This window comes from Dysosmobacter sp. Phy (assembly GCF_054476235.1).
Genome location: NZ_CM136997.1, coordinates 597,061 through 618,621, shown reverse-complemented (window position 1 = coordinate 618,621; position 21,561 = coordinate 597,061). Strand labels below are relative to the sequence as shown.

Annotated in this window: 19 protein-coding genes; 9 read left to right on the top strand and 10 right to left on the bottom strand. The window is 64.9% G+C overall.

What is annotated here, in order from left to right; all coding sequences use genetic code 11:
* Positions 1-6 precede the first annotated feature (6 nt).
* Positions 7-1,143, bottom strand: a complete 1,137-nt coding sequence (locus tag ACVDHE_RS03095; protein WP_213039615.1) for a cysteine desulfurase family protein — start codon at positions 1,141-1,143, stop codon at positions 7-9.
* A gap of 111 nt (positions 1,144-1,254) precedes the next feature.
* Here ACVDHE_RS03095 and mtaB point away from each other — a divergent pair, with 111 nt between their 5' ends.
* Positions 1,255-2,541, top strand: coding sequence for a tRNA (N(6)-L-threonylcarbamoyladenosine(37)-C(2))-methylthiotransferase MtaB (gene mtaB / locus ACVDHE_RS03090; protein ID WP_213039614.1), 1,287 nt, complete (start codon positions 1,255-1,257; stop codon positions 2,539-2,541).
* 4 nt (positions 2,542-2,545) lie between these two features.
* The gene (gene yfbR, locus ACVDHE_RS03085; protein WP_418725190.1) at positions 2,546-3,121 is read left to right on the top strand and encodes a 5'-deoxynucleotidase; all 576 of its coding nucleotides are present in this window, start codon (positions 2,546-2,548) and stop codon (positions 3,119-3,121) included.
* A gap of 50 nt (positions 3,122-3,171) precedes the next feature.
* Here the strand turns inward: yfbR and ACVDHE_RS03080 are convergent, their stop codons facing one another.
* Positions 3,172-4,386, bottom strand: a complete 1,215-nt coding sequence (locus ACVDHE_RS03080) for an aminotransferase-like domain-containing protein (protein WP_458885552.1) — start codon at positions 4,384-4,386, stop codon at positions 3,172-3,174.
* 108 nt (positions 4,387-4,494) lie between these two features.
* Complete coding sequence (recG, locus tag ACVDHE_RS03075) at positions 4,495-6,567, bottom strand: ATP-dependent DNA helicase RecG (RefSeq protein WP_458885551.1); 2,073 nt, start codon at positions 6,565-6,567, stop codon at positions 4,495-4,497.
* A gap of 115 nt (positions 6,568-6,682) precedes the next feature.
* On the opposite strand from recG, the gene ACVDHE_RS03070 reads away from it, so the two are divergent.
* Together ACVDHE_RS03070 and ACVDHE_RS03065 are read left to right on the top strand one after the other, a co-directional pair.
* Positions 6,683-7,156, top strand: a complete 474-nt coding sequence (locus tag ACVDHE_RS03070; protein WP_458886151.1) for an RNA polymerase sigma factor — start codon at positions 6,683-6,685, stop codon at positions 7,154-7,156.
* A complete protein-coding gene (locus ACVDHE_RS03065; RefSeq protein WP_458885550.1) occupies positions 7,146-7,829 on the top strand; it encodes an anti-sigma factor family protein in 684 nt (227 codons plus the stop codon). The genes ACVDHE_RS03070 and ACVDHE_RS03065 overlap by 11 nt, the downstream gene beginning before the upstream one ends.
* 66 nt (positions 7,830-7,895) lie before the next feature.
* On the opposite strand, the gene ACVDHE_RS03060 is transcribed toward ACVDHE_RS03065, so the two are convergent.
* Positions 7,896-8,387, bottom strand: a complete 492-nt coding sequence (locus ACVDHE_RS03060; RefSeq protein WP_458885549.1) for a dihydrofolate reductase — start codon at positions 8,385-8,387, stop codon at positions 7,896-7,898.
* Positions 8,388-8,399: 12 nt separating this feature from the next.
* On the bottom strand, positions 8,400-9,230 hold the full coding sequence (gene thyA, locus ACVDHE_RS03055) for a thymidylate synthase (protein ID WP_325284915.1): 831 nt from the start codon (positions 9,228-9,230) through the stop codon (positions 8,400-8,402).
* A gap of 159 nt (positions 9,231-9,389) precedes the next feature.
* Between thyA and ACVDHE_RS03050 the strand changes: the two genes are divergently transcribed.
* Complete coding sequence (locus ACVDHE_RS03050; RefSeq protein ID WP_458885548.1) at positions 9,390-10,277, top strand: AraC family transcriptional regulator; 888 nt, start codon at positions 9,390-9,392, stop codon at positions 10,275-10,277.
* A gap of 22 nt (positions 10,278-10,299) precedes the next feature.
* Positions 10,300-11,649 (top strand): MATE family efflux transporter, encoded by a 1,350-nt coding sequence (locus ACVDHE_RS03045; protein WP_458885547.1) that lies wholly within the window; start codon positions 10,300-10,302, stop codon positions 11,647-11,649.
* Between the two features lie 70 nt (positions 11,650-11,719).
* Here the strand turns inward: ACVDHE_RS03045 and ACVDHE_RS03040 are convergent, their stop codons facing one another.
* The 4 genes from ACVDHE_RS03040 to ACVDHE_RS03025 form a co-directional block, all read right to left on the bottom strand.
* Positions 11,720-12,904, bottom strand: a complete 1,185-nt coding sequence (locus ACVDHE_RS03040) for an iron-containing alcohol dehydrogenase (protein ID WP_458885546.1) — start codon at positions 12,902-12,904, stop codon at positions 11,720-11,722.
* A 37-nt stretch (positions 12,905-12,941) separates the two neighbouring features.
* Positions 12,942-13,424 (bottom strand): helix-turn-helix domain-containing protein, encoded by a 483-nt coding sequence (locus ACVDHE_RS03035; protein WP_458885545.1) that lies wholly within the window; start codon positions 13,422-13,424, stop codon positions 12,942-12,944.
* A gap of 101 nt (positions 13,425-13,525) precedes the next feature.
* Entirely contained in the window at positions 13,526-14,497 is a 972-nt protein-coding gene (locus ACVDHE_RS03030; RefSeq protein ID WP_458885544.1) for a D-2-hydroxyacid dehydrogenase, read from the bottom strand.
* Positions 14,494-16,101: an NAD(P)/FAD-dependent oxidoreductase gene (locus ACVDHE_RS03025; protein WP_458885543.1), complete on the bottom strand. Its 1,608-nt coding sequence runs from the start codon at positions 16,099-16,101 to the stop codon at positions 14,494-14,496. Before ACVDHE_RS03025 ends, ACVDHE_RS03030 begins: the two co-directional genes overlap by 4 nt.
* A 307-nt stretch (positions 16,102-16,408) precedes the next feature.
* On the opposite strand from ACVDHE_RS03025, the gene ACVDHE_RS03020 reads away from it, so the two are divergent.
* From ACVDHE_RS03020 to ACVDHE_RS03010, 3 genes are all read left to right on the top strand, one after another.
* On the top strand, positions 16,409-17,794 hold the full coding sequence (locus tag ACVDHE_RS03020) for a S1C family serine protease (protein ID WP_458885542.1): 1,386 nt from the start codon (positions 16,409-16,411) through the stop codon (positions 17,792-17,794).
* 259 nt (positions 17,795-18,053) lie between these two features.
* Complete coding sequence (gene ychF / locus ACVDHE_RS03015) at positions 18,054-19,163, top strand: redox-regulated ATPase YchF (RefSeq protein ID WP_213039601.1); 1,110 nt, start codon at positions 18,054-18,056, stop codon at positions 19,161-19,163.
* Positions 19,164-19,173: 10 nt separating this feature from the next.
* Positions 19,174-19,386, top strand: coding sequence for a hypothetical protein (locus ACVDHE_RS03010; protein WP_213039600.1), 213 nt, complete (start codon positions 19,174-19,176; stop codon positions 19,384-19,386).
* Between the two features lie 120 nt (positions 19,387-19,506).
* On the opposite strand, the gene rbr is transcribed toward ACVDHE_RS03010, so the two are convergent.
* Entirely contained in the window at positions 19,507-21,561 is a 2,055-nt protein-coding gene (gene rbr / locus ACVDHE_RS03005; RefSeq protein WP_458886150.1) for a rubrerythrin, read from the bottom strand.

The window sequence follows — 21,561 nt, the reverse complement described above, 5'->3', positions numbered from 1 at the left end:
GATATCTTACAGCATGGGCATCCGGGTGTCGTGATGGCGGCGCAGGGCCTCGGCACACCGGTCGATGTCGTCAAAGGTGGTCTCCGGGCCGAAGCTCAGGCGGATCACGCCGCCGGAGACCTTTTTGGGCAGCTTCAGCGCCGCCACCACGTGGCTGGGCTTGCCCCGGTGGCAGGCGGAGCCGGCGGAGATGCAGATGCCCTGGCTGCCCAGGTCCGTGACGATGTTCTGGCTGGGCCAGCCCTCCAGGGACACGGACAGGATGTGGGGCGCGGCGGGGCCGCCGCCCAGGATCTTCAGGTCGGGAATGGCGCCGAGGACTTCCGCAGCGTGGGCCCGCAGGGCCGCCATGTGGTCCAGGATCTCCGTCAGGCGCTCCGTCCGCAGCTCCACGGCCTTGGCGAAGCCCGCCATCTGGGCGGTGGCCTCGGTGCCGGAGCGCAGGCCTCCCTCCTGGCCGCCGCCGGGCAGCAGGGGGCGGGGGTTCTTCACCCGGGGGCCGATGTACAGCGCGCCGATGCCCTTGGGGCCGCCGATCTTGTGGCCGGAGATAGAGATGAAGTCCGCGCCCAGGGTGTTTGCGGCAAAGGGCACCTTCAAAAAGCCCTGGACCGCGTCGGTGTGCAGCAGGGTCTTGGGGTTTCTGGCCGCCAGCCCCCGGGCGATCTCTTCAATGGGGTAGAGGCAGCCCAGCTCGTTGTTGACCAGCATGCAGGAGACCAGGGCCGTGTCGGGGCGGACGGCGGATAAGATGTCCTCCGCCGTGATGACACCGTCGCTGCCGGGGGCCACATAGGTGACCTCATAGCCCTGCTTCTCCATCCAGCGGCAGGACTCCAGGACGGCGCTGTGCTCCACGGCGGTGGTGACGATGTGCTTGCCCAGATGCCGGTTCTGCCAGCAGGCGGCGGTGACGGCCCAGGCGTCGGCCTCGGTGCCGCAGGAGGTGAAATACAGCCGCCCGGCATCGCAGCCCAGAGCCTGGGCGACCGTGCGGCGCCACTGCTCCACCGCCCGCTTCATGTCCGCCCCCAGGGGATACTGGGAGCTGGGGTTGCCGAAGCGCTCCGCCAGCACTTCATACATGGCGTCTGCCACGGCCCGGGGGATCGGGGTGGTGGCGGCGTGGTCCAGATAGATCATGGTGAAAAAAGACCTCCTTTGTTGGGACTTGCCCATTGGAGAAAAAATCGGTATAATATGAGCGCGTCAGACCATTATATAGAGGATTTTCGGAAAGTGCAAGGAGATTCCATGAAAATTGCCATTTACACCTTGGGCTGCAAGGTGAACCAATACGAGACCCAGGCCATGGAGCAGGAGCTGCGCCGCCGGGGCCACCAGGTGGTGCCCTTTGAGGAGGCGGCGGACGCCTATGTGGTCAATTCCTGCTCCGTCACGGCGGTCAGCGACCGCAAGTCCCGGCAGATGCTCTACCGGGTCCGGCGGGAACATCCCCAGGCGGTGCTGGCCCTGTGCGGCTGCTACTCCCAGACCCACCCGGAGGACGTGGAGCAGCTGGACGTGGACCTGATCGCCGGCACCGGGGACCGGACCGGCTTCCTGGACCTGCTGGAGCGGGAGACGGAGGAGCGGCGGCGCCTGGTGGCCCTGGACAATTCTTTCGACCGCCGGGAGTTCGAGGTGCTGCCCGCGGGGGGCCTGGAGGACCGGACGAGGTGCCTTTTAAAAGTGGAGGACGGCTGCGTCAACTTCTGCTCCTACTGCATCATCCCCTACGCCCGGGGGCGGGTCCGCTCATTGCCGCTGGACCGGGCGGCGGAACAGGCGGCGGGATTGAAGGCCGCCGGATACCGGGAGATCGTCGTCACCGGCATCGAGATCTCCTCCTGGGGCCAGGATTTTAAGGATGGCAAGAGCCTGATCGATTTGCTGGAGACCATCGCCGCGGCGGCGCCGGGGGTGCGGCTGCGGCTGGGGAGCCTGGAGCCCCGCACCGTCACGGAGGCGTTCTGCCGCCGGGCGGCGCAGCTGCCGGACCTCTGCCCGCAGTTCCACCTGTCCATGCAGAGCGGCTGTGACGAGACGCTGCGCCGCATGAACCGCAAGTACGACACCGCCCGGTATCTCCAGTCCGTGGAGCTGCTGAAGGCCCACTTCGACCGTCCCGCCGTCACCACGGACCTGATCGTGGGCTTCCCGGAGGAGACAGAGGCGGAGTTTGAAAAGACCCTGGACTTCATCCGCGCCTGCGGCTTTGCCCGGATGCACATTTTCCCCTACTCCATCCGCCCCGGCACCCCGGCGGCCAAGATGCGCCAGGTGCCCAAATCCGTCAAGGAGGACCGGGCCCACCGGGCGGCGGCGGTGGCCGCGGAGCTGCAAAGGGCCTATCTGGCCGGCTGCGTGGGGCAGACCTACCCCGTTCTCTTCGAGCAGCCCAAGGACGGGTGGTTCTTCGGCCACGCCCCCAACTACGCCGAGGTGCTGGTGAAGGGGGAGGACCTGCACAATCAGATCCGCTCCGTGACCATCACCTCCGCCGACGGGGAATTCCTCTACGGGACCATCAAGGAGTGAGACCATGAACAGCCACTTTTTCGCCTATATCTCCCGGATGCGGTTCATCCAGCGCTGGGCCCTCATGCGCAACACCGCCCCGGAAAACGTCCAGGAGCACAGCCACCAGGTGGCGGTGCTGGCCCACGCCCTGGCCCTGATCCGCAATGAGAAATTCGGCGGTCATGTGGACTCGGGACTTGTCGCATCGGCGGCATTGTATCACGACGCCAGCGAGATCCTCACCGGCGACATGCCCACCCCCATCAAGTACGACAACCCCGCCATCCGCACCGCCTATAAGGATGTGGAGGCGGTGGCAGAGGGGAAGCTGCTGCGGATGCTGCCGCCGGAACTCCAGTCCGCCTATGCCCCGGTGCTGACCGCCGTGGACCCGGAGGTGGAGCGGCTGGTGAAAGCGGCGGACAAGCTCTCCGCCCATATCAAGTGCCTGGAGGAGCTCAAGGCCGGCAACGCCGAGTTCCGGGAGGCCGCCGCCCAGACCCGCAGGGCCCTGGAGGCCTTTGACCTGCCGGAGGTGGCCTACTTCATGGACACCTTCCTGCCCAGCTTCTCCCTGACCCTGGACGAGCTGAAATGACATACGAGGAAGCGCCGCCCCGGACGATCCCGTCCGGGGCGGCGCTTTACTCAGGCCTGTTCCAGTTTGGAGCGGATCAGTCCGCCCAGACGGCGGACGCCCTCTTCGATCAGGTCCTCCGGCGTGCTGCCGAAGCTCATGCGCATGCAGTTTTTCCCCTGACCATTCCGGTCGGAGAAGAAGCCCTCGCCGGCCAGGAAGGCCACGTTCACCGCCGGATCGGCGGCGGACTCCGCCAGCAGGGCGGTGGTGTCGATGCCGCCGGGCAGCTCCACCCAGGTGAAGAGGCCGCCGTCGGGGTTGCTGTGCTTGGCCCCGGCGGGGAAGTAGGCGTCCAGGCTGCGGAGCATGGCGTCCCGCCGGGTGCGGTACAGGTCGCAGATCCGCTTGTGGTGGGCGGGATAGTAGCCCCGCTTGAAGAACTCCGCGCACAGGATCTGGGGCAGCATGGAGGTGTGGGAGTTGGTGGCGGACTTGACATCCACCAGGCGCTGGATGGTCTCCGCCTCCGCCGCCACGTAGCCCAGCCGGGAGCCGGGGGAGAAGATTTTGGAGAAGCTGCCAGCCATGATGACGTGGTCCGTGGTGTCAAAGTGCTTGATGGGGGGCAGGTCCTCACCGCTGTACCGGATGTCCCGGTAGGGGTCGTCCTCCAGCACCAACATGTCGTACCGCTGGGCCAGTTCCGCCACGGCCTTCCGCCGCGCCAGGCTCAGGGTGCGGCCGCTGGGGTTCTGAAAGGTGGGGTTGGTGTAGAGCATCTTGGGGTGGTGGAGCCGGATCTTCTCCTCCAGATCCTCCGGGATCAGACCGTCGTCGTCCATGGCCACGCTGACGCAGCGGGCCTCCAGCATGTCGAAGATCTCCACGCACTGGACGAAGGTGGGCGCCTCCACCAAAATCACGTCGCCGGGATTGATGTACGCCTGGCAGGCAAGGTAGATGCCCTCCAGGCCGCCGGTGGTAATCATTACGTTCTCCACGCCGCAGTCGATGCCCTTGGGCCGCAGCAGCTCCCGGACCACCACCTCCCGCAGGTCGGTCACGCCGATCAGCGGGCCGTATTGCAGGGCCTCCACGCCCCGGCCGTCGGTCCGCAGGACCTCATCGGCCAGCTGGCGGACGATGTCCACCGGCAGGGCCTCCTTGGCGGGAGAGCCGCCTCCGAAGGAGATGATGTCCGGATTGGTCATGGAGCCGAACAGCCCCTTGACCACGTTGGCCGTGAAGGCCATGTGTTCCATGCGTTTCGCATAAGGTATCATTTTCTCTGCCCCCGTTCCGCGGCGCGCGTTCAGTGGGCGCCGCCGATTGTTTTTCGCTTCTCACCATACCATAACCTGGGGAAAAACTCAATGAAAAAGGCCGGACGGTCAGTTCAGCGTGTCCGCCGCCTGGTCGAACAGGTCCTGGACCCGCTCCGCCGTGGCGGGGTGGGCCGTCAGCTCCGGGTCCGCCTCCAGCAGTGTGAGGGCCGCCTGCTGGGCCTCCTGTAAAAGCTGCGTGTCGCAGCCCAGGTCCGCCACCTTCAGCCCCGGCAGGCCGTGCTGCCGGACGCCGAAAAAGTCGCCGGGCCCCCGGAGCCGCAGGTCCTCCTCGGCGATTTTGAAGCCGTCGGCGGTCCTGGTCATGACCTTCAGCCGCTCCCGCGTCTCCTCGTTGCGGTTGTCGGAGATCAAAATGCAGTAGGACTGCCACTGGCCCCGGCCCACCCGGCCCCGCAGCTGGTGCAGCTGGCTGAGGCCGAAGCGCTCCGCGTTTTCCACCACCATGACGGCGGCGTTGGGCACGTCTACCCCCACTTCAATCACGGTGGTGGAGACCAGGATGTGGTTCTCCCCCGCGGCGAAGGCGGCCATGACCGCCTCCTTCTCCTTGGGCTTCATCTTCCCGTGGACGTAGGCCACCTTCAGGTCGGGAAAGACCTCCTCCTGGAGCATTTTGGCGTATGCCGTCACCGCCTTGCGGTCGTCGCTGGCGGCGTCGTCGCTCTGCTCCACCATCGGGCAGACGATATAGGCCTGCCGGCCCTCGGCGATCAGCTTGCGGAGGAAGGCGTAGATCCGGGGATGGTAGCTGCCGGGGACGGCATAGGTCTCCACCGCTTTGCGCCCGGGGGGCAGTTGGTCGATGACGGACACGTCCAGGTCTCCGTACAAAATCAGGGCCAGCGTCCGGGGAATGGGGGTGGCGGACATGACCAGGGTGTGGGGGTGCTCTCCCTTCTCCGCCAGGGCCGCCCGCTGGCCCACGCCGAAGCGGTGCTGCTCGTCGGTGACCACCAGTCCCAGGTCCTTGTAGTCCAGGTCTCCGGTGATGAGGGCGTGGGTGCCGATGGCAAAGTCGATCTCCCCGGTGGCCAGCTGCTCCGCAATGGAGCGTTTGGCGGCGGCCTTGGTAGACCCGGTCAGCAGGGCGCACCGGATGCCAAGCCGCTCCATCAGGGGGGCCAGCCCCTCGTAGTGCTGCCGGGCCAGGATCTCCGTGGGGGCCATCAGCGCCGCCTGGCGGCCGTTCTTCACGGCGAAGTACACGCAGGCGGCGGCCACCATGGTCTTGCCGGAGCCCACGTCCCCCTGGCACAGGCGGTTCATGGGCACGCCGGAGGTCATGTCGGAGAGGGCCTCCTCCACGCACCGCCGCTGGGCGTCCGTCAACGTGAAGGGCAGGGCGCCGTAGAAGGGCTCCATGTCCACGGCGGCGCAGGGGGCCACGTGGACCACCTCCCGCCGCCGGCGCAGGCGCTGGAGGCCGATGGTGAAGAGAAACAGCTCCTCAAAGGCAAGACGCCGCCGGCTGAGGTCCAGGGCCTCCATGCTCTCGGGGAAGTGGATATTCTCGTAGGCGAAGTTGATGCGGCACAGGTGGTGGGCCCGCCGGATCTCGTCCGGCAGCACGTCCGGCAGGATATCGGCGCAGGCGTCCAGCCCCTGGCGGATGGAGCGGGACAGCACCAGCTGGCTCACCCCAGCGGTCAGAGGATAGATGGGCACGATGCGGCCGGTGATCTCCCTCCGCTCCAGGGGTTCCACCACCGGAGAGGCCATCTGTTTGCACAGGAGGCTGCCCTCCGCCCGGCCGTAAAAGGCGTAGGTCTCCCCCTGGCGGAGGTTGTTTTTCAGCCAGGTCTGGTTGAAGAAGGTCACGTCCAGGGTGCCGGTCTCGTCCACGGTCCGGACCTTGACAAGGTCCATGCCCTTACGGATATGGGACAGCGTAGGCGGCGCGGCCACCATGGCGGCCACGCAGGCGGCTTCTCCCGGCGTCAGATCCGCGATCCGCCGGAATTCCGTCCGGTCCTCGTACCGGCGGGGCAGCCAGGCGATCAGGTCCCGCAGCGTCTCGATGCCCAGCTTGGAAAGGGCCTTGGCCTTCTGGGGACCGATCCCCCGGATGAATTGTACGTTGGTGGTGAGGTCCGCCATGGGCCGCCTCCTCTCTTGCACAGTACGTTTGTTCCATTATATAATACCCGCCGGAAAAACACAACGCGGCTTTTTTTGCCGAAAGTCTGTAACGAACGGGCGGCATCGCCGTCCTATGGAAGAAGGAGGTGAGAGCGTGCCGGATTTTGAGGAGATCTACCGGCTGTACTTCGCGGACGTGTATCGCTACGCCCTGGCATTGAGCCGGGACGAGCAGACGGCGGAGGAGGTGACCCAGGCCGCCTTTGTCAAGGCCCTCACCGCCATCGACAGCTTCCGGGGGGAGTGCCGGCTGCGGGTGTGGCTGTGTCAGATCGCCCGGAATCAGTACCTGTCCCTGTGCCGGGAGCAAAAGCGCTTCGTGGGACTGGCGGGTGAGGCCGGGGACGGCGGCATCGAGGAGGCCTTTGCCGACCGGGAGGCCGCGGTGCGCCTCCACCGGCTGCTCCACGACCTGCCGGAGCCCTACAAGGAGGTGTTCTCCCTGCGGACCTTCGGGGAGCTGCCCTTCGGCCAGATCGGAGAGCTGTTCGGAAAGACGGAGAGCTGGGCCCGGGTGACCTATTTCCGGGCCCGGCAGAAATTGAAGGAGGGATTGGATGGAACATGAGATTATCCTGGACCTGCTGCCCCTGTACCACGACGGCGTCTGTTCGGATGCCAGCCGCCGGGCGGTGGAGGCGCATTTGAAGGATTGTCCGGACTGCCGGGCAGCCCTGGCGGCCATGGACGCGCCGCTGCCGGAGGCACAGCCCCCCGTTCCTGACGAGGAGGCTGCGGTGAAGGGGCTGTCCCAAACCTGGGAGAAGAGCAAGAGGCGGGCCTGGTGGAAAGGGGCCCTGATCGCGGCGGCGGTGTGCGGGTTGCTGGCTGTCGGGGGTTGGGCACTGAACAACTGGACGATACTACCTGTTGACGGCAGCGAGTACACAGTGCGGGCCAGCCGGTTGGAAAACGGTATGATCAGTGTCCATTGGCAGACAAATCGGGCGGGATGGTATGCCGTGACCTGGCGGGAAGATGAGGACGGCGTTCACTGGTATTTGGAGCGTCCCCTCCTGCGAACCACGGTTTTCAACTTTAATAACAAGCAATATCGGAGCAGCGGAGACATTCTTTTTTCCGGGGGGGATGCCCTGGACACCAGCGCCCTGTATTTCGGGCTGGGAGAGGATGCCTTGCTGTTGTGGCAGGAGGGAGAGACGGTTGATCTTCCAGCGGCCACATCCGCTGAGGAGGAACAGTGGGCACCAGCGATGGAGGAGCCGCAGGAACTTTCCTAAATGTAACAGACAAACGAACAGATTGCCCGCCGGGGAATTTCCCCGGCGGGCGGTTTTCTGCATCATTCAGATGTTTTTGTTGATATACTCGATGAACCGGATAGTCAAGCCGTTCTCCTCCACGGGCTCGCTGACAGTTTCCATCTTCCAGCCGGGCAGCTTGTCCAGGTTGGGGAAGAAGGTGTCGGCGCCCTCTGCGGCGGCGTCCACCTTCGTCAGGTATACCCGCTTGCAGCGGCTGAGCAAAGCGGTATAGACGCTGCCGCCGCCGATGACCCACAGGTGCTCCGGGTCCGCTCCCGCGGCCAGGGCGTCGGCCAGGGAGGTGAAGGCCTCCACACCCTCCCGATGGAAGGAGGGGTCCCGGGTGAGGACGATGTTCCGCCGGCCCGGCAGAGGCCGGCCGCCTGGGAACGTGTCCAGGGTCTTGCGGCCCAGCAGCACCGTGCCGCCCAAGGTCAGGGAGCGGAAGCGCTTCATATCCGTAGGCAGGGAGAACAGCAGGGCGTTGTCCTTTCCGATGGCCCAGTTCCGGTCCACCACCACGATGGCGTTCATATCGGTCCCTCCTTAAATGGCAATGGGGATCTTGTCCTCGAAGGGGGCGGGTGTGTAGCCCTCCAGAGAGAAGCTGTCCCGGGTAAAGGCGTAGAAATCCGTCACGGTGGGGTCCATGTGGAACACCGGCGCCGGGGCGGGGGCCTGGGTGAGCATCTTCTCGATGATGGGCACGTGGCGGTCGTAGATGTGGGCGTCGGCGATTACGTGGACCAGCTCGCCGGGCACCAGGCCGCTGACCTGAGCCAGCATATGGACCAGAACGGCGTACTGCACCACGTTCCAGTTGTTGGCGGCCAGCATGTCCTGGCTGCGCTGGTTCAAAATGGCGTTGAGGACGTTTCCAGAGACGTTGAAGGTCATGGAGTAGGCGCAGGGGTAGAGGTGCATCTCGTGGAGGTCCTGAAAGTTGTAGATGTTGGTCATGATCCGGCGGGAGGCGGGATTGTGCTTCAGGTCGTACAGCACCCGGTCCACCTGGTCCATCTCGCCCTCGGGGTAGATGTGCTTCACGGCCAGCTGGTAGCCATAGGCCTTGCCGATGGAGCCGGTCTCGTCGGCCCACTGGTCCCAGATCTTGGCGTTCAGGTCGCGGATGTTGTTGGACTTCTTCTGCCAGATCCACAGCAGCTCATCCACCGCCGTCTTCCAATAGGTCCGGCGCAGGGTCAGGATGGGGAACTCCGAGCGGAGGTCATAGCGGTTGACGATGCCGAATTTCTTGATGGTGTGGGCGGGGGTGCCGTCTTCCCACCGGGGACGGACAGGCAGATCGGTGTCCCAGACACCGGTGGAGAGGATCTCCCGGCAGTTTTGCAAAAACAGTTCATCGGCGCGGCTCATGGAGCCACCTCCTTGATCTCGACATTTCTCACAGTATACCAGACCCGGCGGTGATTGGCAATCAGAAAGCCGGGTCCGGCACAAAACTTTCCGGAACAGCAGGCCAAAAAATGCGCACTTTTGTGAAAAACTCCATTGAGGAACGGCAAAAAGTGCGGTATGATAAAAAACACTGCAAAGGGGAAGGGGGGCGGCGCCATGCTGGACCGCAGCGAGATCGGAAAGCGGGGATATCTCCATGAGGATTTCCGCCTGTTTCATCTCAAGGACAGCCGGGCCCAGAAGCTGGACTATCATTACCATGAGTTTGACAAGCTGATTTTGCTGCTGGGCGGCAAGGTCACCTATGTGGTGGAGGGCGTCACCTATTTCCTCCAGCCCTGGGATATGCTGCTGGTAGGGCGGGACCTGATCCACCGGCCCATGATCGACCCGACGGAGCCCTATGAGCGGGTGGTGGTGTGGCTGGGCCGGGAGTGGCTGGAGAGCCGGTCCGACCCCGGCGAGGCGCTGGATACCTGCTTTTCCACCGCCCGGGAGCGGGGGTTCCACCTGCTGCGCTTTGGAGCGGAGCGGCGGCTTTGGTACATGGATCACATCCAGCGGATGGAGCAGGCCCTGCGGGAGCGGGAGTTTGGCGCCGGCCGCATGGCGGACACCCTCTGCCAGCAGCTGCTGATCGCCGTGAACCGGGACATCCTCCGGGACCGGACCGCCCAGGACCAGCGGGACAGCTACCGCCTGGACGCCAAGATGGAGGAGGTCCTGCGCTATATCGCCAGGCACCTGGAGGAGGAGCTGACGGTGGACGCCCTGGCGGGGAAGTTCTACATTAGCCGGTACTATCTCATGCACCGGTTCAAGGCCGTCACCGGATACACCCTCCACCAGTACATCAGTCAGAAGCGGCTGCTGCGGGCGGGGGAACTGATCCGCGCCGGGGTGCCGGTGATGAAGGCGGCGGAGCAGGCGGGCTTTGGCGATTACTCCACCTTCCTGCGGGCCTTCCAGAATACCTTCCACATGAGCCCCCGGGAATTCCGGTAAGAGAAAAGAGGAACAAAGGACTTTGGAAAATAAGCAATTCAGTGTGGACTTTACTGCGAAAGATCTGCGGAGGCTGGTGCTCCCCCTGGTGATCGAGCAGCTGCTGGCTATTACCGTGGGACTTTCGGATTCGCTGATGGTGGCCCAGGTGGGCGAGGCGGCCATGTCCGCCGTATCTCTGGTGGACACGGTGAACGTGCTGCTGGTCAACGCCTTCGCGGCCCTGGCCACCGGCGGCGCGGTCATCGCGGGGCAGTACCTGGGACGGCGGGAGCCGGACAAGGCAGGTCACTCGGGCCAGCAGCTGCTGCTGTTCATGGGGGAGATCTCCCTGGCGGTGACCCTTTGCTTCTATCTGGGAAAGGGCTTTATCCTGGGCGTGGTGTTCGGCCAGGTGGAGCCGGATGTGGCGGCTTACGCCAACACCTACTTCCTGATCGTGGAGGCGTCCACTCCCTTCCTGGCCATTTACAGCGCCGGGGCGGCGCTGTTCCGGGTCATGGGCAACTCCGGCATCTCCATGTGGGTGTCCTTGATCATGAACGCCATCAATGTGGCGGGCAACGCTGTCTTGATCTTCGCCGTGGGCATGGAGGTGGAGGGCGTGGCCTGGCCCACCCTGGTATCCCGGATCTTTGCCGCGGCGGCCATGGTGGTGCTGCTGCGCCGGCCGGACCTGCCGCTGAAGATCTCCCGCTTCACCCTCCGCCACGACCGCTATGTGGTCCGGAACATCCTGCGCTTCGGCGTGCCCAACGGCCTGGAGAACAGCATGTTCCAGCTGGGCAAGATCCTGCTGCTGTCCACGGTGTCGGTGCTGGGCACCGCCTCGGTGGCGGCCAACGCCATCGGCAATACCATCGCCGGATTTCAGTGCGTGGCGGGTACGGCGCTGGGCCTTGGCATCGTGACGGTGGTGTCCCGCTGCATCGGCGCGGGCAGCTACAAAAAGGCCCGGTATTACACCAAAAAGCTCATGAAAAGCGCTTACATCTATATGACGGCCACCATCGTGCTGCTGTGGCTGCTGATGCCGGTGATCCTGCGGATCTACAACGTCTCGCCGGAGGCGGCGGACTACGCCCGCAAGATCATCTGGATGCACGGCGGTTTCGGCATCCTCATCTGGCCCGCCGCCTTCACCCTGCCCCAGGCCCTGCGGGCTGCGGGGGACACCCGCTTCACCCTGGCGGTGTCCACCGTGTCCATGTGGACGCTGCGGGTGGGCCTGGGTGTGCTGATGGCCCAGGCCTGGGGCTTCGGCGTGCTGGGCATCTGGATGGCCATGTTCTTCGACTGGATCTTCCGGGCGGTGCTTTTTGTCATCCGCTTCCGGGGACACCGGTGGGAGACCATGGGCCTGACGGAATAAACGGACCGCTGAAAAAAACCGAACAGCGCCCCGGGAGCAATTTGCTCCCGGGGCGCTTTTATTTTGGGATTTACAGGCCCGCGGCCAGACGGAGAATGGCCTCCATGTCGGCGGGCTGGATCTTCACGAAGCCGCCGAAGGGGAAGCCGCCCGGCTTCTCCGCCCGGTGGGCCACCATGGCGGGGATGTCCTTGGCGTCGGCGCCCAGTTCCTCAAAGGTGATGGGCATACCCAGGGAGTGGAAGAACAGGCACAGCCGCTCAATGCCCTCCCGGGCGGTGCGCTCGGGGGCGGCGAAATCCATCTCACAGCCGAACACCCGGACCGCGAACTGGGCCAGACGCATGGGATCGTGGGGCAGGACGTACTCCATCCAGGCGGGCAGCACCACCGCCAGGCCCGCGCCGTGGGCGCAGTCGTAGAAGGCGGAGAGCTCGTGCTCGATCTGGTGGCTGGCCCAGTCCTGGTCCCGGCCCACGCCGCAGGAGTTGTTGTGGGCCAGCATGCCCGCCCACATCAGGTCCGCCCGGGCGGCGTAGTCGTTGGGGTCCGCCAGGGCCTTGGGGGCGGCGTCCAGAATGGTTTTCATCAGCGCCTCGCACAGCCGGTCCGTCAGGCCCACGTCCGGCGTGTTGGAGAAGTAGCGCTCCATAATGTGGGCCATCATGTCCACGGCGCCGCTGGCGGTTTGGTAGGCCGGCAGGGAGCAGGTGAACCGGGGATTGAGGATGGAGAACTTGGGACGGATCACATCGGTCTTGGGGCAGCCCCACTTCAGGTTGCCCGCCTCCTGGGTGATGACGCAGCTGTCGGAGCCCTCGCTGCCGGCGGCGGAGATGGTCAGCACCACGCCCACCGGCAGCGTGGACTCGATCTTGGCCTTGCCGGTGAAGAAGTCCCAGAAGTCCCCGTCGTACCCGGCGCCGAAGCCGATGGCCTTGGCGGTATCGATGACGCTGCCGCCGCCCAGGGCCAGCAGGAAGTCCGCGCCGGAACGGCGGACCAGATCGATGCCCTCGTAGACCTTGCCGCTGCGGGGGTTGGCCTGGACGCCGGAGAGCTCCTCAAAGGGGATGCCGGCCTCGGTCAGGGAGGCGGCGACGGCGTCGTAGGCGCCGTTGCGCCGGACGGAGCCGCCGCCGGTGACCAGCAGCACCTTCGTGCCGCCGAAGCGGCGCACCAGGGCGCCGGTGTTCTTCTCCTCGCCGTTGCCGAAGGCGAAGAGGGTGGGAGCGTAGAAGGTAAAATTGTTCATGAATCATATCCCTTTCTGTGATGATATTCTGATGCAGTCAGTCCCGCTTGGACAAGAGTACGTCGAAGGCCAGCAGGGCTAGGGCAATCAGCAGCAGGAGCAGCCCGGCCGGGAGAACGGCTCCGCACCAGGTGGTCCGCAGGACGGTGCCGAAACGGCCGAAATCGGTGTACCACTGGTCTAGGGTCAGTGCGGAGCAGACGGCGCCGGCCAGCCCGATCAGGGACGCGGCGGTTCCCACAACGGCCAGAATCGGGGAGAGGACTCGGAGGTACCACCGCCATAGCGGGAGCTTCCAAAAGGCGGACGAGTGGTCAGATGCGGGATGTTCCGGGTGCAGGTCCCCGGCAGAGATGCCAAGAATCCGGCATAGTTGGGAGATGTTATCTGTGTCAGGGAGGACTTCGTTGTTCTCCCAGCGGCGGATGTCCTCTGCGGAGACCCCCAGCCGGTCCGCCAATGCTTCCTGAGAGAGTCCGGCGTCCTGCCGCTGGGATGCAATTTTTGCACCGATGGTCATAGGCCTATCTCCTTTCCAAATGGATTCCGTATATCGTTGCTTCTCCGGGAAACCGGCCCCCGGTGGGTGGGCATGCCGCAATTTTTGCTTGTGCGGATCGCTCAATACCCCCGCTTCCGGTCCACCAGGCCCCGGAGGGGACATCCGGCGGCGTAGTTGCGCAGGTCGGCGCAGAACAGCTCCACGTTGCGGTCGCAGGTGTAGCCCAGGGTCATGTTGCCGGAGACATGGGGGGTCAGGATGATGTTCCGGGCGTCCCACAGGGGATCGTCCTTGGGCAGCGGCTCCGGGTCCATGACGTCCAGGGCGGCGCCGGCCAGCCTGCCGCTGTTCAGGGCCTCGATCAAGGGGGCCTGCTCCACGGCGGTGCCCCGGCCCACGTTGATGACGATGGCGTCGGCGCTCAGCAGGGCGATCCGCTCCCGATTCAGGATGTGGTAGGTCTCCGGCGTGCTGGGCAGGCCCATAATGAGGATCTTCGTCTGAGGCAGCACCGCGTCCAGGTCCGCGATGGGCCGCACCTCGTCAAAAGCCGGGTGAGGCCGGCCGCTGCGGCTGAGGCCCAGGATGTGGGCGGCGCCCATGCCCCGCAGCCGCTCCGCTGTGTTGACGCCGATGTCGCCGGTGCCCAGAATGGTGAAGGTGTTGTCCCGGATGGAGCGGACCGCCAGCTGGTTGGACCAGCCATGGCCGCGGACCACGGCCTCGTACTCCGGCATCCGCCGCAGCAGCATCAGCGTGACCATGACCACGTGCTCGGCGATGGTGACGCCGTAGACGTTGGAGTTGGTCATGAGACAGTCGGGGTTGGCGAAGAGGGTGGGGTCCTTGCAGTAGGGGTCGATCCCGGCGAAGGAGCAGCAGTACCACTTCAAAGAGACGGGGGCGGTCCGCAGCAGCTCCGGGGAGTGGGCGTAGAGGACTTCGCAGTGCTGTACGCAGGCTTTGGCCTCCTCGAACTGGTCCAGATCGAAGAAGTGGGGGACGAAGCCCGCCTCCTCCGCGGTTTGGCGGATCTGGGCCTTGTGGGCCTCGGTGAGGAATTCCAGATAGATGCAGAGATCGCGGCTCATGGATGGTTCAGCTCCTTTTCATAGGCGTGATAGACTTGCTCCGCGCAGCGCATGCCGTCCGCCGCGGCGGAGAGGATGCCGCCGGCATAGCCGGCGCCCTCCCCGCATGGGTACAGCCCCCGGAGAGAGGATTGATATGTCTCATCCCGGACGATGCGCACCGGAGAGGAGGACCGGCTCTCCACCGCCGTCAGCACGGCGTCGGGATTGTCGTAGCCCCGGAGCTTCTGCCCCAGCAGCGGCAGCGCCTGGGCCAGGGCCTCCGCCACGAAGGGAGGAAGGCAGTCCCACAGGCTGCACCAGGTGACGCCGGGGCGGTAGCTGGGCCTGACCCGGCCGGGGCCTGTGGAGGGGCGATGGGCCAGGAAGTCCTCTACCCGCTGGGCCGGGGCCCGGAAGCCCCCGCCGCCCAAGGTGAAGGCGGCCTCCTCCAGCCGGCGCTGGAAGGCGATGCCCGCCAGGGGGCCCTCGCCGCCGAAATCCGCCGGCGTGACGCCCACCAGCATGGCGCCGTTGATGTTCTCCCTGTCCCGGGCGTATTCGCTCATGCCGTTGGTGACCACCCGGTCCTGCTCCGAGGCGGCGGCCACCACCTCGCCGCCGGGGCAGACGCAGAAGGAGAATACGCCCCGGCCGTCCGGCAGGTGGCAGGAGAGCTTGTAGGTGGAGGCCGGGAGCCCCGGGTGCCCGGCGAAGCGCCGGTACTGGGCGGCGTCGCAGTCCGCCTGGCGGTGCTCGATCCGCACGCCCACGGCGAAGGGCTTGGCCTCCATGGCCGCGCCCCGGCCGTGGAGCATCTGGAAGGTGTCCCGGGCGGAGTGGCCGGGGCAGAGGATCAGGCGGCGGCAGGGCAGGGAATAGGCCCCCTCCGGGCCCTCCACCGTTACCGCCGTCAACGCGCCGTCCTCCGTGGTCAGGTCCGAGAGGCGGCTCTCAAAGCGGATGTCCGCCCCCAGCTCCAGCAGCTCCCGCCGGAGATTTTTCAGGGCGATGTGGAGGTAGTCGGTGCCCACGTGGGGCTTGGCGTCGATGAGGATGTCCTCCGGCGCGCCGCAGCGGACCAATGTCTCCAAAATGAAGCGGTGGCGCAGGTCCTTTGTGCCGGTGTTCAGCTTCCCGTCGGAGAAGGCCCCGGCGCCGCCCTCGCCGAACTGGACGTTGCTGGTGACATCCAGCTCCCCGGTGGACCAGAAACGCTCCACATCGGCCTTCCGGTCCTCCACGGCCTTTCCGCGCTCCAGCAGGATGGGCCGCAGTCCGGCCCGGGCCAGGACCCACGCGGCGAAGAGGCCTGCGGGTCCCGCGCCCACCACCACCGGCGGCACCGCCGGGGCGGGCAGGGGGGCGGGCGGCGCGTATGCCGGGGCGGGGATCAGCCGGGTGATCTTTTTGCTGCGGCAGCGGCGCAGCACGGCGGCCTCGTCCTTCACGGCGGCGGCCACGGTGTACACCACGGACACGTCCTCCCGGGCGTCCACGCTGCGGCGCAGGACCGTCAAACGTTCCAGGTCCTTCTCCCGCACCCGCAGCAGCCGGGCCGCGGCGGCGCTCAGCTCCGCCATGCCGGCGCCGGGGGGCAGTTTGATGGATTCGATCTTCAGCAAGGCAAGCGCTCCTTTTTACGGGGTGTTTTGATCAGGTCTATCATACCACAGCTTTCCGCCGGGGAAAACCGCCTTTCGCTTTTTTCTGTTTTCCCGATGTTCAAAGTTTCTTTAAAAACCTTTCAGACTTTTTTAAGTTGCCGCTTTTATACTGTGGCCAAAGGTTGAGAGAGGGACACCGGGAACCGGATCCGCTCTCACGGACCATTTAAAATCCAGACAAACTTTTGTCACACATTGGACACAGGGTCCTGCTATAATCGGTTCTAATGAGCAGACCGGCGGGATACAATAGGAGGAATCGAGTATGTATAACGACGAGAAGAATCTGTATCACTACACATATCGCAAGGACGGCAGCGAGAGCGGCCATGAGCCCCAGGCGGAGGCGCAGCCCTCCGTGGACGACCAGCTCCGCGCCTTCCAGGATCAGAACGGGCCTCAGCGGCCCATCCAGGAGATGAAGCCAGTGAAGAAAAACCGCATGGGCCTGAAGATCACCGCGCTGGCCCTGTGCTGCGCCCTGCTGGGCGGCGCCGTGGGCGGCGGCGTGGCCTGGGGCATCTCCCGGTCCGGCAGCGGCACCTCCATCAATGTCAGCAGCCGGCCTGCCACCACCGTTTCCATCAACAAGGTGGACGGCAAAACCGAGATGAGCGACGCGGAGGTCTACGCCGCCACCGTCAACAGCGTGGTGTCCATCCGGACCAGCGCCACCAGCGGCACCAACTTCTTCGGTCAGGCGGTGGAGACCGCTTCTGCCGGCTCCGGCTTCGTGCTGACGGCGGACGGCTATATCGTCACCAACTACCATGTGGTCAAGGACGCCGACACCGTCACCGTCACCATGTACAACGGCGACGAGTACAACGCGCTGTATGTGGGCGGCGACGAGGACTATGACATCGCCGTCATCAAGGTGGAGGCCACGGGCCTGCCGGCGGTGACGCTGGGCGACAGCAGTACGCTGAACGTGGGCGACCACGTGCTGGCCATCGGCAACCCCCTGGGCGAGTTGACCTTCTCCATGTCCGGCGGCATGGTCTCCAGTGTGAACCGCACCATCAACGTGGACGGCACGCCCTTCAACATGATCCAGACCGACGCCTCCATCAACCCCGGCAACTCCGGCGGCCCCCTGATGAACAGCTACGGCGAGGTGGTAGGCATCGTCTCCGCCAAGTACTCCAGCTACTCCGATGAGTCCGTAGAGGGCCTGGGCTTCGCCATCCCCATCAACGACGTGTACGCCATGATCGAGGACATCATGACCAACGGCTACGTGACCAACAAGCCGTACCTGGGCATCTTCGGCGGCTCCATGACCGAGCAGATGGCGGCCCAGTACCGCTATGACATCTCCAAGGGCGTGTTCGTCTACTCCGTGGAGGAGGGCAGCGCCGCAGAGAAGGCGGGCCTCCAGATGGGCGACGTGATCACCAAGGTGGACGACACCGACATCTCCACCATGGAGGATCTGACCGCCGTCAAGAAGCAGTATTCCGCCGGCGACACTGTGACCTTCACCGTGTACCGCCAGGGCGAGACCATCACGTTGTCCCTGACCTGGGACGCCACCCCGGCCGATACCGCCGCCAATGAGAACCAGGACCAGACCGTCCAGGACAACAGTCAGTACGGCGGCTACGATCCCTACGATCTGTTCGACTACTTTTTCGGCGGCGGCCGGTAAATCAGCATCGCATCGCGCCTGAGGAGGCCTGCGGCAGCAGCTGCGGAAAGGCACAGCCTCCATGCGGCAGGAGCGGCGTGTGAACATAGAATCGCAACCGTTGAATTTGGAAAAGCGCGCCGGGACTCCCCGGCGCGCTTTTGGGCGATACGGAGACTTTTTGTGGGAAAATGCCCCCCTTTCGTCTGCTGCTCTTGCGCTTTCGGCGGGAGAATGGTACAATACTAAGTCGAAAATACGGCAAAGGAGATTTGCTTTTATGAAGCTCGGTATTGTGGGACTTCCAAATGTAGGAAAATCGACCCTGTTCAACGCCATCACCAACGCCGGCGCCGAGAGCGCCAACTACCCCTTCTGCACCATCGACCCCAACGTGGGCATGGTGGCCGTGCCGGACGAGCGGCTGGACCATCTGGCGGAGATGTACGAGCCGGATAAAAAGACCCCGGCGGTGGTGGAGTTCGTGGATATTGCGGGTCTGGTCAAGGGCGCCAGCCAGGGCGCGGGCCTGGGCAACAAGTTCCTGGCCAACATCCGGGAGACCGACGCCATCGTCCATGTGGTGCGCTGCTTTGACGACGAGAACATCATGCACGTGGTGGCCGACGCCGGCACCAACGTGCCCGTGGACCCCAAGGGGGACATCGAGACCATCGACCTGGAGCTGATCATGGCGGACCTGGAGATGGTGAACCGCCGGATCGAGCGGGCCGCCAAGGCCGCCAAGGGCGACAAGAAGTTCCTCCACGAGGTGGACGTGTTCAAGGGCCTGGCGGAGCACCTGAACAACGGCAAGTCCGCCCGGACCTATGACTGCTCCGACGAGGACATGGCCCTGATCGCCACCAGTGACCTGCTGAGCCTCAAGCCCGTCATCTACGCCGCCAACACCGACGAGGAGGGCTTCACCCATCTGGACGCCAACCCCTACTACCAGCAGGTCAAGGCCATCGCCGACGCCGAGGGCGCCCAGGTGCTGCCCATCTGCGCCAAGCTGGAGCAGGACATCGCCGAGCTGGAGGGCGAGGAGAAGCAGATGTTCCTGGAGGAGCTGGGCGTGGAGGAGTCCGGCCTGGACCGGCTCATCAAGTGCTCCTACGCCCTGCTGGGCCTGATCTCCTTCCTGACCTACGGCAAGGACGAGTGCCGGGCCTGGACCATCAAGAAGGGCACCAAGGCCCCCCAGGCCGCCGGTAAGATCCACACCGACATCGAGCGGGGCTTCATCCGGGCGGAGGTCATCGCCTACGAGGACATGGTCAAGTGCGGCAGCGTGGCCGCGGCCCGGGAGAAGGGCCAGCTGCGCAGCGAGGGCAAGGAGTACGTGGTCCAGGACGGCGACATGATCTACTTCCGCTTCAACGTGTGAGGGGAACGCCATGACCGACCAGGAGCGCCTTGCGGCGTATGACCGCCTGTACGCGGACCTTTTGAAGGAGCGGGACCAGGTGCTCTCCCGCCTGGAGGAGCAGCGCGCTGCCGGAAAGGTCCGGGGTGTCACCCACCAGCAGCTGCTGGCCCAGAAGCTGACGCTGCAAAATCTCATCGCCCGCTTCGCCGCCTACGGTATCCGGGAGGATGGACAGTCATAAAGAGCGATGAAAAAAGACACGACATTCGTCGTGTCTTTTTTCGCTCCTCCGGCCTCAGAGCGGAGAGAACCGGGAATAGGCCGGCTGGCGGTCCTCCTCCGGACGCTCCCCGCGGGAGGGTCAATAATTTTCGCAGTGGACTTCGAAGAAGCTCTTGGAGTAGAGGCAGGTGGGGCAGACCTCCGGGGCGGCGGTGCCCACCACGATGTGACCGCAGTTGCGGCACTCCCACACCTTGACCTCGCTCTTTTCAAAGACCTGGGCGGTCTCCACGTTCCGCAGAAGGGTCCGGTAGCGCTCCTCGTGGCGCTTTTCGATGGCGGCCACCAGACGGAATTTGGCGGCCAGCTCCGGGAAGCCCTCCTCCTCGGCGGTCTTGGCAAAGCCGTCGTACATATCCGTCCACTCGTAGTTCTCGCCCTCGGCGGCGTGGAGCAGGTTTTCCTCCGTGCCGCCCAGACCATGAAGCTCCTCGAACCACATTTTCGCATGGGCCTTCTCGTTTTCCGCGGTCTTGAGGAACAGGGCCGCGATCTGCTCGTATCCTTCCTTCTGGGCCACGGCGGAGAAATAGGTGTATTTGTTACGGGCCTGGGACTCGCCGGCAAAGGCGGCCTCCAGGTTCTTTTCGGTCTGGGTGCCGGCGTATTTGCTGCCGCTCTTGGCGGGCGCTTCCTCCAGCTTTTCAAAAGCGGAGGCGGGCTGCTTGCAGAGGGGGCAGGTGAAATCCTCCGGCAGGCTCTCGCCTTCATAGATATAGCCGCAGATCTTGCACTTCCATTTGCTCATGTTGCTGTCCTTCCTTCGATGTAAAATGTCGCTTCGGTCCTGATAGGTGGTGTGGAGCATCTGCTCGGCCATCTGGCTGAGCGGCTGGCCGTAAAAGGCCTCATAGACCTGCTTGATCTCCGGATTTTCGTGGCTGGCCCGCAGTGTCATGGATTCGTCCCGCCGGTACAAGGCGGCGATGCGGCTCTTCCGGGTGTCGTCCGCGTTTTTTGACAGGTCCTTGGGCTGTCCGCCGCCGCCGATACAGCCGCCCGGGCAGGCCATGACCTCCACAAAGTGGTACTGTGTCCCGTGCTCCTTCATTTGCGCCAGGAACTTCCGGGCGTTGGCGGTGCCGTAAACAACGGCCACCCGCAGCGTCTGGCCGCCGATCTCCACCTGCGCCTCCCGCACACCCTCGTAGCCTCTGACCGGATTCAGCTCAAGCAGGGCTGTCGGTGCCTCCTGACCGGTGAGGTAGGTATAGGCGGTGCGGAGGGCGGCCTCCATCACGCCGCCGGTATTGCCGAAGATGACCCCGGCACCGGACGCCTTGCCCATCAGGGAGTCATAGGCGGAGTCCTCCAGAGCGTTCCAGTCGATGCCCTCGGCCTTGGCCCACCGGGCCAGCTCCCGGGTGGTGATCACCTGGTCCGTATCCCGCATCCCCTCGATGCCGTGATAGTCGGCGGCGCTGTGCAGCTCCTCCCGGCGGATCTCGAATTTCTTGGCGGTGCAGGGCGTGAGGGCCACATGGACGATCTGCCGGGGATCCAATCCCATCTTCTGGGCAAAATAGGTCTTGACCGTGGGACCCTGCATCCCGATGGGGCTTTTGGCCGTGGAGAGGTGGGGCAGCAGCTCCGGAGCGTAGATCTCCGCGAAATGCACCCAGCCGGGACAGCAGCTGGTGAATTGGGGGAGGGGACGGTCCTTCCGGCTGATCCGGCGGATCAGCTCGCTGGCTTCCTCCACGATGGTGAGGTCCGCGGCGAAGTTGGTGTCCAGCACGTAGTCGGCGCCCAGAGCCCGCAGCAGCGCCACCATTTTCCCCTCCACGAAAGCGCCGGGGGCCATGCCGAAGGCCTCGCCCAGGGAGGCGCGGACTGCGGGGGAAGTGCTGACCACCACGATTTTCCCGGGATCGGAGACCGCCTGCCGGACCTGAGGGACCTCGTCCCGCTCGGTGATGCTGTCCACCGGGCAGACGTTGGCGCACTGGCCGCAGTAGATGCAGACCGCATGTCCGCCGGTCTGCTCCAGGGTATAGGTGCCGTGTACGCCCATCAGATTGGCGCAGGCGTTCTTGCACATGCCGCATCGGATGCACGCTTCTTCCCGGCGCACGATGCTGGGATTGTCCTCCTCAATGGGGACGCGGACGGATAGGGGCAGATGTTTCAGAAT